The sequence below is a fragment of the Pseudodesulfovibrio pelocollis genome, from assembly GCF_030282845.1.
Taxonomy (GTDB): domain Bacteria; phylum Desulfobacterota; class Desulfovibrionia; order Desulfovibrionales; family Desulfovibrionaceae; genus Pseudodesulfovibrio; species Pseudodesulfovibrio pelocollis.
The window spans coordinates 1-14528 of the sequence record NZ_JASTWE010000037.1; the positions used below are offsets into that span (position 1 = coordinate 1).

General features: G+C 65.1%; 7 protein-coding genes. 2 read left to right on the plus strand and 5 right to left on the minus strand.

Going from position 1 to position 14528, the window contains the following annotated elements; all coding sequences use genetic code 11:
* Together QQS14_RS12480 and QQS14_RS12485 are read left to right on the plus strand one after the other, a co-directional pair.
* Window positions 1-4750 (plus strand): tandem-95 repeat protein (locus QQS14_RS12480; protein WP_285907335.1); only part of this gene is annotated, 4750 nt, incomplete at its 5' end.
* A gap of 130 nt (window positions 4751-4880) precedes the next feature.
* Window positions 4881-6215 (plus strand): TolC family outer membrane protein, encoded by a 1335-nt coding sequence (locus QQS14_RS12485; RefSeq protein WP_285907336.1) that lies wholly within the window; start codon window positions 4881-4883, stop codon window positions 6213-6215.
* 111 nt (window positions 6216-6326) lie between these two features.
* Here the strand turns inward: QQS14_RS12485 and QQS14_RS12490 are convergent, their stop codons facing one another.
* From QQS14_RS12490 to QQS14_RS12510, 5 genes are all read right to left on the minus strand, one after another.
* Window positions 6327-7706, minus strand: a complete 1380-nt coding sequence (locus tag QQS14_RS12490) for an MATE family efflux transporter (protein ID WP_285907337.1) — start codon at window positions 7704-7706, stop codon at window positions 6327-6329.
* A gap of 168 nt (window positions 7707-7874) precedes the next feature.
* Window positions 7875-9953, minus strand: coding sequence for an HD domain-containing phosphohydrolase (locus QQS14_RS12495; RefSeq protein WP_285907338.1), 2079 nt, complete (start codon window positions 9951-9953; stop codon window positions 7875-7877).
* Between the two features lie 53 nt (window positions 9954-10006).
* A complete protein-coding gene (locus QQS14_RS12500; protein ID WP_285907339.1) occupies window positions 10007-10624 on the minus strand; it encodes a transglutaminase-like cysteine peptidase in 618 nt (205 codons plus the stop codon).
* A 91-nt stretch (window positions 10625-10715) separates the two neighbouring features.
* Window positions 10716-12005 (minus strand): HlyD family type I secretion periplasmic adaptor subunit, encoded by a 1290-nt coding sequence (locus QQS14_RS12505; RefSeq protein WP_425607927.1) that lies wholly within the window; start codon window positions 12003-12005, stop codon window positions 10716-10718.
* A 46-nt stretch (window positions 12006-12051) separates the two neighbouring features.
* On the minus strand, window positions 12052-14412 hold the full coding sequence (locus tag QQS14_RS12510; protein ID WP_285907341.1) for a type I secretion system permease/ATPase: 2361 nt from the start codon (window positions 14410-14412) through the stop codon (window positions 12052-12054).
* Window positions 14413-14528 lie beyond the last annotated feature (116 nt).

The window sequence follows — 14528 nt, forward strand, 5'->3', positions numbered from 1 at the left end:
CGACGAGGCCATGATCCTCGAAGGCTCCAGCCGGGTGACCGGCAATGTCCGCGCCAATGACTACGACATCGACGGCGACCGGACCACGGTCAGCGAAGTCAACGGCGAGGCGGGCAATGTGGGCACCGTCATCCAGGGCAACTACGGCACCATCGTCATCAACGCCAACGGGAGCTACACCTACCGCCCGGACAACTCTCTTGACGCCGTCAAGAGCCTTGGCCGGGACGACACCCTGACCGAGGAATTCTCCTACACCCTTTCCGACGGCAGCCTGACCGACACCACCACCCTGACCATTACCATACAAGGGGTCAACGACGCCCCCGACCTGAGCTTCAGTGGCGCGGACCAGACCCGCAACTACGTGGTCAACGGCAGCTTCGAGGACGTGGTCATCGCCCCTGGCGACTGGGCGCAGGGCCACACGCCCGAGGGCTGGGACAAGGTGGCCGGAGACCGCTGGGAAGTCATGAGCGGCGAGCGCCACGGCATCATCGGAGCCACGGACGGCGACAACGTCATCGACTTCGGCGTGGGCAGCAGGGCGGCCCTGGTCATCTCCCAGACCATAGGCGATCTCGAGCCTGGCCAGTATGTCATCGAGCTTGACCTCTTCGACCGGGGCTCCAACCTGGGCGAGGCGGACAGCGGCAACATCGACGTGCTCTGGAACGGCGAGAGCGTGGCCTCCTTCAACCCAGGTGACACCGCCTGGGAGACGGGCCGCGTCATCATCACTGTGGGCGACGAGGGCAGCGGGACGCTGACCCTGGCCTCGCACAACGCCGACGGCTACGGCAACGTGGTGGACAACGTGCGCATGTACGCCATGACCGAGGCCCCGGGCGGCGCGGTCACCGTGGTCGAGAACAGCGCCACAGGCTCCTACGTGGCCTCGGCTCTGGGCGCAGACATCAACGTGAACGACACCCTGACCTACGCCATCGGCGACAGCGACGGCTTCCCCGGCGAGGCGGCCCCCTTTGTGATCGACCCGGCCACCGGCGTCATCACCCTGGCCCCGGGCGCGAGCCTGGATTACGAAGCCAAGCAGAGCTACACCATCAACGTCACGGTCAGCGACGGCGATCTCGCCACCACCCGGCAGCTGACCATCAACGTGGCCGATGTGGACGAAGCGCCCGTGGCCGTGCCGGTCAGCCTCGGCGAACTTTACGAGGACGGCGACGGCGGTGCCGGGGCCATCACTATGAGCGCCGCCGACCTCATCGGCAATTCCTACGATCCCGAGGGCCGCGCCCTCTCGGTGGAGAACCTGACCCTGACCCAGGGCCAGGGTGACCTGACCGCCAACCCGGACGGCACCTGGACCTTCACCCCGGCCCAGGACTGGAACGGCGAGGTCTCCTTCGGCTACGTCTTGAGCGACGGTGTGAACACCACGCCGCAGACCGCCAGCCTGACCGTCCTGCCCACCAATGACGCGCCCATCATCCAGTTCGCTGTGGCCGCGCCCGACACCGGCACCAACCTCATCGTCAACGGCAGCTTCGAGGAGCTGGTTGGCGGCGGGACCATCGCACCCAAGGACTGGGCCAACGGGGTCGCCCCGGTGGGCTGGGACAAGGTGGCTGGCGACCGCTGGGAAGTCATGAGCGGCGAACGCCACGGCATCATCGGCGCGAGCGACGGCGACAATGTCATCGACACGGGCGTGGGCAACAGGGCGGCCCTGGTCATCTCCCAGACCATCGACAACCTTGAGCCGGGCCAGTACCTCGTCGAACTCGACCTCTTCGACCGCGGCTCCAATCTGCGGGAACCGGACAGCGGCAACATAGACGTGCTCTGGAACGGCGAGATCGTGGCCTCCTTCAACCCGGGCGACGACGCCTGGGAGACGGGCCGCGTGCTGATCACCGTGACCGAGGCGGGCAGCGGCACCCTGACCCTGGCCTCGCACAACGCCGACGGCTACGGCAACGTCATCGACAACGTGCGCATGTACGCCGTGACCCCGGCCGAGGGCGACGCGGTCACGGTGAACGAGAACTCCCCGGCCGGCACCTTCGTGGCCAGCGTGGTGGGCGCGGACATCGACTCCATGGGCCTGACCTATTCCCTGGCCGACCCGGACGACACCTCGCCCTTCACCATCGACCCGGCCACCGGCGTGATCACCCTCAAGGAAGGCGCGAACCTCGACTACGAAACCACCGCATCCTACACCGTGGAGGTCACGGTGAGCGATGGCGAGTTGACCACCACCCGGCAGCTGACCATCAACGTGGGCGACGTCAACGAGATTCCGGTGGCGGGCGACGACGAGCTTGGCACGATCACCGTGACCGAGGGCGTGGTCATCGATCTGACAACCCCTGACTCGGGCGTCAATACAACCCAAGTCCAGACACAATGGGCGGCTCAGGGAGTGGCCGTGCGCGCCCTGACCGGTGACGGAATGGATGCCGGCTCCTGGAGCGACGCGAATCTGGGCACCAAGAACGTAAGCTTCAGCGTGGACGGCACGAGCTACGCCTATTCCGGCCTGGGCGTCAGCGCGCCGGGCAACATCGACGGCGGCGAGGTGGACCTGCTCGACGGCAGCCACGACACCCACACCGAGTTGCTGGCCGTGTCCTTTGACAAGCCCATGCAGAGCGTGACCCTGGAGCTGTCGGCCCTGTTTGGTGGCGAGGGTGCCCCCTACGACGGCGGACACACCGAGATGGCCCGCGTGGCCGCCTTTGATGCGGATGGTGCGCTGCTCGGGTATGTGGACGTGCAGGGCACGGTCAACGGGCTGGCCACCGTCACCCTTGATGTCACCGAGCAGGGCTACGGCCTGCCAATCGCCACCGTGGCGGTCATGCCCCTTGCCAACGACGCGGGCCTGTCGGGCAACAACTCCGACTTCCTGTTGCGCAGCGTCAGCGGCGAGTCCATGGCCGAAGTCTCCGGCACTTTCCTCGAAGACGAAACCATCACCCTGGACGGCAGCATCCTGCTGGCCAACGACTTTGACCCGGACGGCGATCCCCTGACCATCACCGAGGTGGGCAACGCCACCCACGGGACGGTCAGGCTTGAAGGAACCCAGGTGATCTTCGAGCCCGAGGCCGACTACAACGGCCAAGCCACCTTCACCTACACCGTCAGCGACGGCCGTGGCGGCTTCGATACCGCCACCGTGACCCTGAACATCACGCCGGTGAACGATGCTCCCACCCTGGACCTGAACGCCACCGAGCAGAACGCGGACTTCGCCGCCATCTACATGGCGGGCGAGGCCCCGGTGTCCATCGCCGGCACTATCGCCATCAGCGACGTGGACTCGGCCATGATGAGCAAGGCGGTCATCACCCTGACCAACGCCAGACCCGGCGACGTGCTCGACACCGACGGCGTCTCCGGCCTGTTCGTGGATGTGGACGCCACCACCGGGGGGCGGATCGTGGTCACCCTGAGCGGCACGGCCACGGCCGCCGAGTACGAGAGCGCCATCAAGGCCATCACCTTTGCCAACACGGCCGACGACCCGGGATTCGGCACCCGCCAGATCACCGTGCAGGTAACCGACGCCGAAGGTGGCCAGTCCCTGGCCAGCAACACGGCCACCAGCGCCATCCGGGTGAGCGAGCCGGGCATGGTGGTCATGGATGTCAGCGGCCAGGAGGTGGTCTTCGCCTCCCAGGACGCGGGCTACACCAACATGCTCGGCATCTACACCCTTGATGACCAGGGCAAGCCCGTGGACCCGGAGATCATCCTCTTCAACAGCAAGACAGCGGTGCCGGGCAACGTGCTCAAGACCTTTGCCGGAGACGACCGGATCAGGTTCTTCCTGATTCCCGACGTCACGGCGACCACCGTGCTGGCCACCGACTCCCTGGACTTCGTCTGGTCAAACGGCCAGTGGGAGCTTTCCGTCACCAGGGACGGGGCCAACTCCTACACCAACGTGCACTTTGACGATCCGGCCCTGAACCCGGCCGGAGAAGAGCCCGGATTCTGGTCCTCCTTCATCGGCGAGAACGGCCAGGGCCTGGAACCGAGTCTGGACAACGTGGGCCAGACCCTGGGAGCCGGGTTCACCGTCGATCCGGGTGAGGCCGTGGAAGTCCGCATGGACGACCAGTTCGCCGGACAGGGCAACGGGCCGAATCAGGATTCCAATCCATACAAGAAGAACGGCGCAAACGACGATGACGACGACTTCAACGACCTCGTTGTCACCGTACGCGGCACCGAGGACGGCCACTTCATCGGCGGCGGGGGCGACGACTACGCCTTCGGCGGCGCTGGCAACGACACCCTTGAAGGCAACGCGGGCAATGACACGCTCATCGGCGGCAGCGGCAACAACCTGCTGGTGGGCGGCCCCGGCGACGACCTGCTCATCGGCGGCATCGGCAACGACACCTTCAATCCCGGCAGCGGCCGCGACGTGATCCGCACCGGCGACGGATTCGACACCATCATCATCGACCGCTCGGTCCTGGCCGACGGCGGCGGCGAGATCACGGTGGAGGACTTCTCCGTGGGCATGGACGCCCTGGACCTGCGCGACGGCATGGAGGTCCGCGACATCGCCTTCGGCACCACGGCCGACAACATCAGCTACGCCGACGTGCTCGTGGGCAATGATGCGGATCAGGTGGTCATCAAGCTGCTGGGAGTGAGCCAGACCAACCTCTCCGGCCACCAGAGCGCCGTCACCCACGAAAACCACGTGGACGACCTGCTCCAGTACATGATCGACTCGGGCGGCAACGGCAACCACTAGGCAACGCCAAAAGCCCCGGCCTCCCATGGAGACCGGGGCTTTTCCGCACCTTCGCCCTTGCCTTGCGCCCGAAATAACTATACCTAGCATGAATACATTTACACACCTGAACCCACTTGAAAAAAACGACATGAAACACTCCCTGCTGATACCGCTTCTCATGGCTCTCGCCATGGCCGTTGCCACCCCTGCCCGGGCCGACATCGACGGCACCACCACCCTGAAGGAAACCGTGGTCGACGCGGTCAAACAGCACCCGCAGATCAAGGCCATGCTCTTCAACCGCGAGGCGGTCTCGCGAGACCTTTCGGCCGCCCTGGGCCGGTTCTTCCCGTCCCTTGACCTGTCGTCCCAGTACGGGTTCCAGCAGTACAACAGTTCCACGGCCCGCAACCTGGGCAACGAGGACCGCACCCGCACCGCCGCGGACTCCTCCCTGACCCTGACCCAGAACGTCTTTGACGGCATGGGCCGCCTGAGCACCTACCAGGGCTCCAAGGCCCGCCTCGAATCCACGGAAAACCGCCTCTTCGACATGGTGGATTCCATTGCCCTGAGCGCCATCCGCGCCCATTTCGACGTGGTGCGCACGCGCAAGCTGGTGACCCTGGCCGAGGGCAACATCACCGACCACCAGTCCGTGCTCGAATCCATCGCCGAGCGCGTGGCGGGCGGAGCAGGCAGCAAGGCGGACGAGATGCAGGCCCGTGGCCGTCTGGCCCGCGCCGAGACAACGCTCATCACCTATGTTGGAGAACTGCGCGCCAGCGAGGCTGAATACGTGCGCCAGACCGGCAAGACCCCCGGCTCCCTGGCCGAGCAGGTCTTCACCCCCGAGTATGTCCCGGCCTCCCTCGATCAGGTGCTGGAAACCTCCATCGCGGCCAACCCGAAGATCAAGGCCCGCAAGGCGGACGTGGAAGCCGTCACCCAGGACCGCGATCTGGCCCGCTCCAGCTACTACCCGGACATCGACATCAAGGTCAGCTCACGCTACACCGACCACCACGACGGCTCGTCCACCTATCTGCGCGACGACCGGGCCATGCTCGCCATGTCCTGGAACCTGTTCAGCGGCGGCAGCGACTACCAGTCCTCCCAGGCGGCCAATGCCCGCATCAGGCAGGCCCAGGAAGACCTGCACGACACCACCGACGAACTGACCCGGCAGGTGGCCACCACCTGGGCCGAGTACAACACCGCCATGGGGCAGGTGGACAAACACCAGGAAGCGCTCCAGTACAGCATCGAATCGCGCGACATGTACCTGATGCAGTTCAACGTGGGCCAGCGCTCGCTCCTTGACGTGATCGACGCCATCAACGAGGTGTTCACCAACAGTGTGCTGCTCGAAACCGCCCAGAGCAACCGCGACTTCACCCTCTACAAGTTCCTCAATCTCCAGGGACGGCTGGTCAAGACCCTCGAAGTCTCTGAGAGCACCTACTCCACTCTGCCCCAATAGTCCCTGCGACCGAAATCACCCTGACGGGAAAGGGGCACTGCCATGCGGCGGTGCCCCTTCTTGTTTTCCTGAACCCCCAAAGCGGTCCCTTGGTTCAAACGACCCGGCCGCCTACTCGTCAATGACGCGCAGGGTGCGCCACGGCCCCTTGCGGAAACGGGTCATGAACGTGGCCGCCAGGGCCGTGACATAGGCCAGCAGACAGAGCCAGGGTGCGTGGATGTCCACCATGTCGAAGTGATTGAGCAGCACCAGCGGCCCCACCATGCAAAAGACCGAGGCCCCGGCCATGGTCAGCATGATGAACCGGGTGTCCCCTGCGCCCTTGAGCCCGCCCATGTAGGTGATGGCAATGGCGTCCAGCAGGCAGAACACGGCCAGATAGCGCATCAGCACAGTGCCCGAGGCCAGCACCGGCGCAAAGTCGCTGGCCGTGTCGCCCCGCGCCTGGAACAACTCGATGAACGGCCCGGGAAAGGCCACGAAGATCAAGCCCATGGGGACCATGTAGACCAGGGCGATGTGCAGTACGCTCTTGGTGGCGTAGGCCGCCCGGTCCGGCTCGCCCCGCCCCATGGCCTGGCCCACCATGATGCTGGTGGCCACGTGCATGCCGATCATGGGCAAAAAGGCCAGGGTGTAGACCGAGATGGCCACGTTGGTGGCGGCCAGCTCGGTGGGGCCGATGCGCCCGACAATGAAGACAAAGAAAGTGATGGCGAACATGTCGATGAAGAACTGCACCCCGCCGGGCAGGCCGTAGCGCATGAAACGGCCGAACAGCGCGCGGTCGATGCGCCAGGCCGAGCGCACCCGGAAGCGTTCCTCGTTGGCCCGGGTGAAGGTCATCAGCCCGAAGCAGACAGCGGGCAGGGTGAACGCGACCAGCGTGGCGATACCCGCGCCCGCAATGCCAAGCTCCGGAAAGGGCCCGATGCCGTTGATCAGGCAGTAGTCCAGTGGGATGTTCAGGGCCATGGCCGCCATGTTCACGACCATGACAGGCTTGGTCAGCCCCCTGCCCGAAAAAAAGCAGGAGAGGCAGATGCCCACCAGGAAGGGGCCGCCGCCCAGGGTCAGGATGCGAAAATAGACCACCTCCAGCTCCCGCACCTCTGGCGGATGACCGGCCAGGGCGAAGAGCGGCTCGGCCACGAACCAGAGGGCGGCCAGGAAGAGCCCGGACGGGACACAGAACCACAGCCCCTGCCACAGGGCCGCGCCCACACGCTCGTGCCTGGTGGCCCCGGTATACTGGGAGACGAACACGCCCACATACTCTGCCACGCCGAAAAAGAACGACAGGAAGAGAAAGGCCGCGACGCTCGCGGGCAGCGAGGCGGCCAGGGCGGCCATGGAGTAGCTGCCCAGGAAGACGCGGTCGGTAAAGGTCATGACCGATGACGAAACCATGCTGATCACCAGCGGCAAACCCAGCACCAAAGCCTGTCTGTAGCCGTTGTCGGCCTTCCAGCGTTCCATGAATTGCATATGATCCTCGGCGGGATGAAGACGGCGAGCGGGACGGTGGACCCGTTTGCAAAGCCGATATCAATACATGAATGGCCACTCACTTGCAAAGCACTTTTTTGCCCATACCACGAGAAAGGCCCCGGCGCATCCACGCCGGGGCCTCGCACAACCAGATGAGGACCGGGATTACGCCTTGGGGGCCAGGAACCGCTCGCCCGCCGGACTGGCGACCACCCCGGCCAGGGCCTCGACAACGGCGGGGTCGAACTTCGATGCCTCGCCCTTGAGAATCTCCAGCGCCTGCCCGGGCTCCTTGGCCCCGCGATAGGCCCGGGGACGGATCATGGCGCAGAACACGTTAAGGGCCGAGAGGATGCGCGCCGACTGGAATATCTCGTCACGATTCAATTTCTTGGGATACCCGCTGCCGTCGTCGCGCTCGTTCATCTGGTAGATGGCCATGAGCACGCCCTCGGCGATGTCGATATCCTTGAGGATGCGGTAGGCATGATCCACATGCCCTTCCATGACCTTCATCTCCTCGTCGGTGAGCCTGCCCGGCTTGGTCAGGATCTCGTTGGGAACGAACATCTTGCCGATCTGCGAGAGGTTGGCCGCGGTCTCGATCTCGGCGATGTCCATCTCGGGCAGACCCATGGCCCGGGCCACCTCCACCGAGAGCCCGGCCAGCAGCCGGGTGTGGCCGCCCAGATAGGGATCGGCCGCCTCGATGGTGGCCCCCAGCGCCTCCATGGCCCGGCGGATGAGCCGCTTGTTCTTCTCCTGCACGGCCACGAACTCGGTGATGTCGCGGTACACCTCGACAATGCCCTGGCACACCCCGTCCTGATCGCAATAAGGCGACTTGGAAATCTGGAACTGGTGGCGCTGCGAGCGCAGAAAGACCGGCTCGTTGATGGTCATCTTGCGCTGCTCGGCCCGCACGGCCTCGTCCACGGCGGACAGCCGCTTGGCCGTGTCAAACCCGAAGACAGCGGCCGAGTCCATGCCGATCAGCTCCTCCTTGCTCCGGCCCACGGCCTGGGCAAAGGCGTCGTTGACATAGGTGTAGCGCCCGGTTGCGTCCTTCAAGGTGATGAACTCGTCGATGTTGGCGTTGATGGAGTCGATGAACCGCTTCTGCTCGTCGATCAGCGCGGCCAGGGCCTGGAATTCCTGGGCGATGCGCTGGCTCTGCACCCCGGCCAGCACCCACCACGCCAGCCCGGCGATGAGCAGGGCCGTGAGGATGCCAAGGCCAGCCACGATGGTCACGGTGCGGGAGAAGTTCTCGATGGGGGCCATGGCCGCCGCATGGTCGGCCTCCTGCACCACCCACCACTGGGGGCCTTCCACCCGCACGCCCAGCGAAAAGACCGGCTGGTCGCGGTCCGACAGGCTCTCGCGCGCGCCGAATGGCAGATCGCCCGCCTCGTCCAGTTCCAGCCGGGCGGTGACGTCGGTGAACCCTTCGGCCGTCCAGGGCGTGACCTCGCGGTAGCCGCCCTCGGCCCGCTGCATCAGCCGGGTGCGCTCCCCCTTGGCCGACAGGGCCGAGTTGGAGAGCAGTTCGGTGACCTTGCCCGTCACCTGCCTGGTCATCATCAGCGCGCCGATGGCCTCGCCCGCCTCGTCGTCCGGCGGGAACATGGGCACGTAGATGTCCATCTCAAGGCCCTGGCCCGTCCTGCGCAGGGGCGAGAACCGGGGCTCCTTGGACGAAACGGCCTCCCGGGCCAAGCCGCGCTGGATGTCGGTCATGGGCGGCAGATGGCCGTCGGTGGCGATGTAGGCATCGCCGCCCCGGGTCAGGATGCGGGCGTTGAGAAAGCCGGAATAAGTGGAGAACTCGCGCAGCATGTTCTGCATCATGGGCAGTTGGGCGGCCAGCTCCGCGCCCTGGCCCTCGGCCAGTTCGCCAGATCCGGAGCCGAAAACGGCACCCAGGTTGTCGCCCACGCTGTCCACCTCGGCCCCGTACAGGCGGAAGAGGTCAGACTTGATCAGCCTGTCCCCCTGGCGCGACAGCTCGGAGAGCCACGCCTGAAACACCTCGGCCCGGCCGTGCGCCAACAGGTCGAGCCGTTTCTCCTGGTTCTCCAGCCCCTCGGCGCGCTTGTCGCTCACCGCCTGGCCCGCCAGGAACAGGATGCCCGCCGAAATCACCAGGACGAACGCCATGACCACGCCGATCTTGACGCCCTGTCCGGCCCCGCCGATGCTCTTCGGCACCTCGGATGTTGTCTGTGCTTGTCTGGCCATCATCTGTCTACTCCATCTGGTTGTGTTGTTCCGACCGCCCCGGGGGGCGTCCGGGATCATTGCTTCGGTTTGGTGTAGGTGGTCTTCCCGGTGGGCGGCACATGCATCCAGCGGAACCGCTCGTTCACGGAATACTGGGGCATGTAGTGCTTGTACTTCGCATGGGAGAGCACCATAACGGTCTGGTTGTCGAGGACATAGGCATCGCCGTCGAGATAGACCACCAGCACCGCATGCCCGATGTTGCGGATGGTGTCCCGAAGGGCCACGATGCGCATGTCGTCGCCGGTGAAGCCAAGCTCCTTGAGGGCATAGAACTTGGCGATGGAATAATCCTCGCAATCGCCGGATTTCTTCATGAATTCAGGAGGAGTGGCCCAGTAGTCGCTCTGGCCGTAATTGGCCTGATCCAGCCTGTAGGGCCATTGGTTGAAATACTTGTTGACCGCCTTGACGCGGTCCATGGGCGGGGCGGACGCGATCTCGTTCTTCAGGGTCTGCCAGCTTTGGCGGGCCGGAACACCGGCCATGGACGGGTCCTCGAAGAACCCCTTCCACCCCTGCATCTTTTCGAGGACGCCCGTCCACTTGGGCAGTTGTGAGATGGGTCCCTTGAACTCCACGGTGCCGAAAAGCAGCGACGGGGACGGGCCGCCCTCGGCTGCCAGCGCCACGCGCCCCCCGAGGGCCAAACTCAGGACCAGCAGCGCGACGCACCACCCCCAGGGAGTCCGGCATATGCGGGTGGCGCGGACCATGAGCGGATCAGCGTTCGCGCAGCGCGTTCTGTTTGGCCTTGAGTATCGGCTTGAGCAGGTAGTCGAGCACGGATTTCTTGCCCGTGAGGATGTCCACCTGCGCGGTCATGCCGGGAATGATTGGCAGCCGCTTGCCGTGGTACGTCATGGCGTTGTTCTCGGTGCGCACCCTGACCACGTAGAAGCTCTCCCCCTTCTCGTTCTGGATGGTGTCGGCGCTGATGTGCTCCACCGTGCCATCAAGACCGCCGTAGATGGAGAAGTCGTAGGCCGTGATCTTGACCTGGGCCTCCTGCCCGGGGTGCAGGAAGGCGATGTCCGAGGGCTTGATCTGCGCCTCCACCAGCAAGGTATCGTCCAGGGGGATGACCTCCATGATGGATTTGCCGGGCTGGACCACGCCGCCCAGAGTATTGATGAGGATGTGCTTGATGATGCCGCGCACAGGCGAGCGCACGTCGGTGCGCGTGACCCGGTCGCCGCCCGAGGCCAGGGTCTCGTTGATGGAGAGCAGTTCCTGCCTGCGCTCGTTGATCTCGGCCAGGGCGCGGCTGCGCAGCTCGGCCCTGCGCTGCTCGATGCGGCCCTGAGCCTCCTGGGCCGCCCGCTTGACCCTGGGGATGCCCAGGGTCAGGGCCTCCACGTCGCCCTTGAGTTCGAGCACCCGCTGTTCCAGAGCGAGATAATCGAGTTCGGAGTGGATCTGCCGCTCCACCAGCGGCTTGGCGATGTTGCGCTGCTTTTCGGCCACCTCAAGGCTCTTCATGAGCTGGCGCCGCCGCCCCTCCATCTCGTTGACCTCCTGCATGCGCTGCTCGTACTGGTCCAGAAGCAGGCTCAGCTCGATGGCCGACTGCTGCCGCTGCGCCTCGAAGATGCGGTACTGGTCATCCACAAGCTGGGGTGCGCGCTCGCGCAATTCGTCGTCAAAGACCGGCTCCACGCCCTCCACCTCGGCCAGGAGCCGAGCGATGGCCGCCCGGTGTTCCAATGCCTTGGACATGGCGTCGCGGTAAAAGCTGGCCGCCTGCTCGTTGCTCAGGCGGCAGAGCAGATCGCCCTTTTCCACCACCTGGCCCTCGATGACGAAAATTTCGCTCAATATGCCGCCTTCGAGGTTCTGGATCTCCTGCACCCGCTGCGAGGGGATGACCTTGCCGAACCCGCGCGTGACCTCGTCGAGCACGGCCAGCCAGGCCCACAGCAGAAAGCCGCAGAACATGACCATGATGGAGATGGAGACGATGTAGGCCATCCTGCGGCCCCGGCCAAACATGGCCTGGTCCACCTCGGACATGTACAGCAGTGTTTCCCGTTCGAATCTGTCTTTGGTCACCGCGTCCTCACATGGAAACCTTGATCTTTCCTGACTTCAGCCCGTCGAGCACGGCCTGCTTGGGGCCGTCCACCACCACGCGCCCCTTGTCCATGATCACCAGCCTGTCCACCAGATCGAGCATGGAATGGCGGTGGGTGATGACGATGAGGGTCTTGTCCTTGACATAGGGTTCGAGCATGGCCTTGAGCCGGTATTCGGACTGGTTGTCCATGTTGCTCGACGGCTCGTCCATTATCAATATCTCCGGGTCTGGCAGGATGGCCCGGGCCACGCACACCGCCTGGCGCTGGCCGCCCGAGAGCGACGAGCCGCGCTCGCCCACCATCATGCCGTAGCCCGCCGGATGGTCGCGCACAAAGTCTGTCACCCCGGCGATGTCCGCCGCGTACTTGATGGACTGGTCGTCCGCCTCGGGCAGGCCAAAGGCGATGTTGTCGCGCAGGGTGCCGTAAAAGAGCAGCGAATCCTGCGACACGTAGCCCACCTTGCGCCGCAGGTCGGCCACATCCATCTGCCGCAGGTCGATGTCGCCCACCTTCACCGAGCCGCTCACCGGCTGGTAGAGCCCCACGCACAGCTTGCCCAGGGTGGACTTGCCCGCGCCGGTGCGGCCCACGATGCCCACCTTGTCGCCCGGCTTGATCCGCAGGTTGACCTCGCTCAAGACCGCCTTGTCCGTGCCGGGATAGCTGAAGGAGACGTTCTCCAGGGTCATGGAGGGCTCCACCGTGCCATAGTGGAAGGTCTCCTTTTCCTCGGGCCGCTCGCTGGGCATCTCCATGAGCAGGTCCAGCGCCCCCAGGGCCATGCGCGACTGCTGGAAGCGCGAGAGCAGACCGGCCACGGCGCTCAGGGGGGCCATGGCCCGGCCCGCCAGGATGTTGCAGGCGATGAGCCCGCCCACGGTCAGCTCGCCCTTGGCGATGAGATAGACGCCGATGATGATGATGGCCACGCTGACCACCTGGGTGATGAACATGGAAAAGGAGACCGAGAGATTGGCCATGACCTTGGCCCGGCTGTTTGACAGGGCCGACATGCCGACCACGTTTTCCCAGCGCGCCTGCATCCTGCCTTCGGCCATGCTCGTCTTGATGGTTTCGAGGCCCTGGACGATCTCGAAGAGCAGCGCGTGCTTCTGGGTCGATTCCTTGTAGTGCTTCTCGATGATGTGCTGGAAAGGTATCTGGAGAAACAGCCCGAACAGGATGACGATGGGCACGGCCACGAACACGGGCCAGGCCAGCGGCCCGCCGATGTAGGAGATGACCCCGATGAACAGGAGCAGAAAGGGCATGTCGATGAGGGCCACCAGTGAGCTGGAGCTGAAGAACTCGCGCAGGGACTCGAACTCGCGCACGTTGTTGGCCACGGCCCCGGCCGATTCGGGCATGTGGTCGAGCCGGGCGGACATGAGGTGCTGCATGATCCGGCTGCCGATGAGCACGTCCGCGCTGCGCCCGGCCACATCCACGAAATAGCTGCGCAGGTTCTTGAGCAGGAAATCGAAAAGGTAGGCGATGCCGATGCCGATGGCCAACGCCCAGAGGGTGTCCAACGCGTTGTTGGGGATGACCCGGTCATAGACGTTCATGACAAAGAGCGGCGCGGCCACGATGATCAGGTTGGTCATGATGCTCGCGCCGATGACGTGACGGTAGATGGGCCAGAAGCTGAGCAGCACGCCCCAGAACCAGCGCTTGGTCTGGACCAGCTTCAGCCCGCTGACGCGTTTGTCCAGCGTGCCCTTGCGATGGCAGAAAATGGCGTAGCCGGTGTACTCCTCCTCCAGGACGGCCAGATCCATCTCGGTCTCGTCCATGCCGTGGCCGGGCACCATGACCCGCGCCTTGTCCTCCTCGGTGTCCAGCAGTACGCAGGCGTTGCCGCCGCGCAGGAGCAGGATGCAGGGCAGCACCAGCTTGGTGATGTTGCGCACGCCAGGGCGGTGTACGGTCTTGGCCGCGATGCCGATGCGCTCGGCGGCCCGGACGATGGAGGCGGCGGTGATGACCCCCTCCTGCTGGGGGATGCCCGCCTTGAGGGTGGCGGAGGACACGGGCTTGCCCATGAGCCGGCTGATGATGGACAGGCAGATGACCAGCGGCGGCTGAAAGTCGATGTCCTTGGGCGAGAGACGCTCGTCGCTGGACAGGTCCGGGGCCGGGCCGCCCACGGCACCCGGGCCGGGTCCGGTCACAGGACCTGGCTCCGGCGTGGCGGCTGCCTGCGCCTTGCCGCCCGTGGCCGGCCCACTGGCCTTGGCCGGCCCACTGGCCTTGACCGGTCCGTCGGCCTTGACCGGTGTGTCTCCGGGCGCGCCCGATGACCCGGGTGCGGGGATTTTGGTGTCGTCTGATGCCATGTCGTCACGTCTGGGTACGGGTGATGGCGGGAATGCCGAAACCCCGGATGCGCGGGCACCCGGTCAACCCCTCATTTCGGGTTGTTCCCAACCTTTCCTCTGGGCCGCGTTTTGTC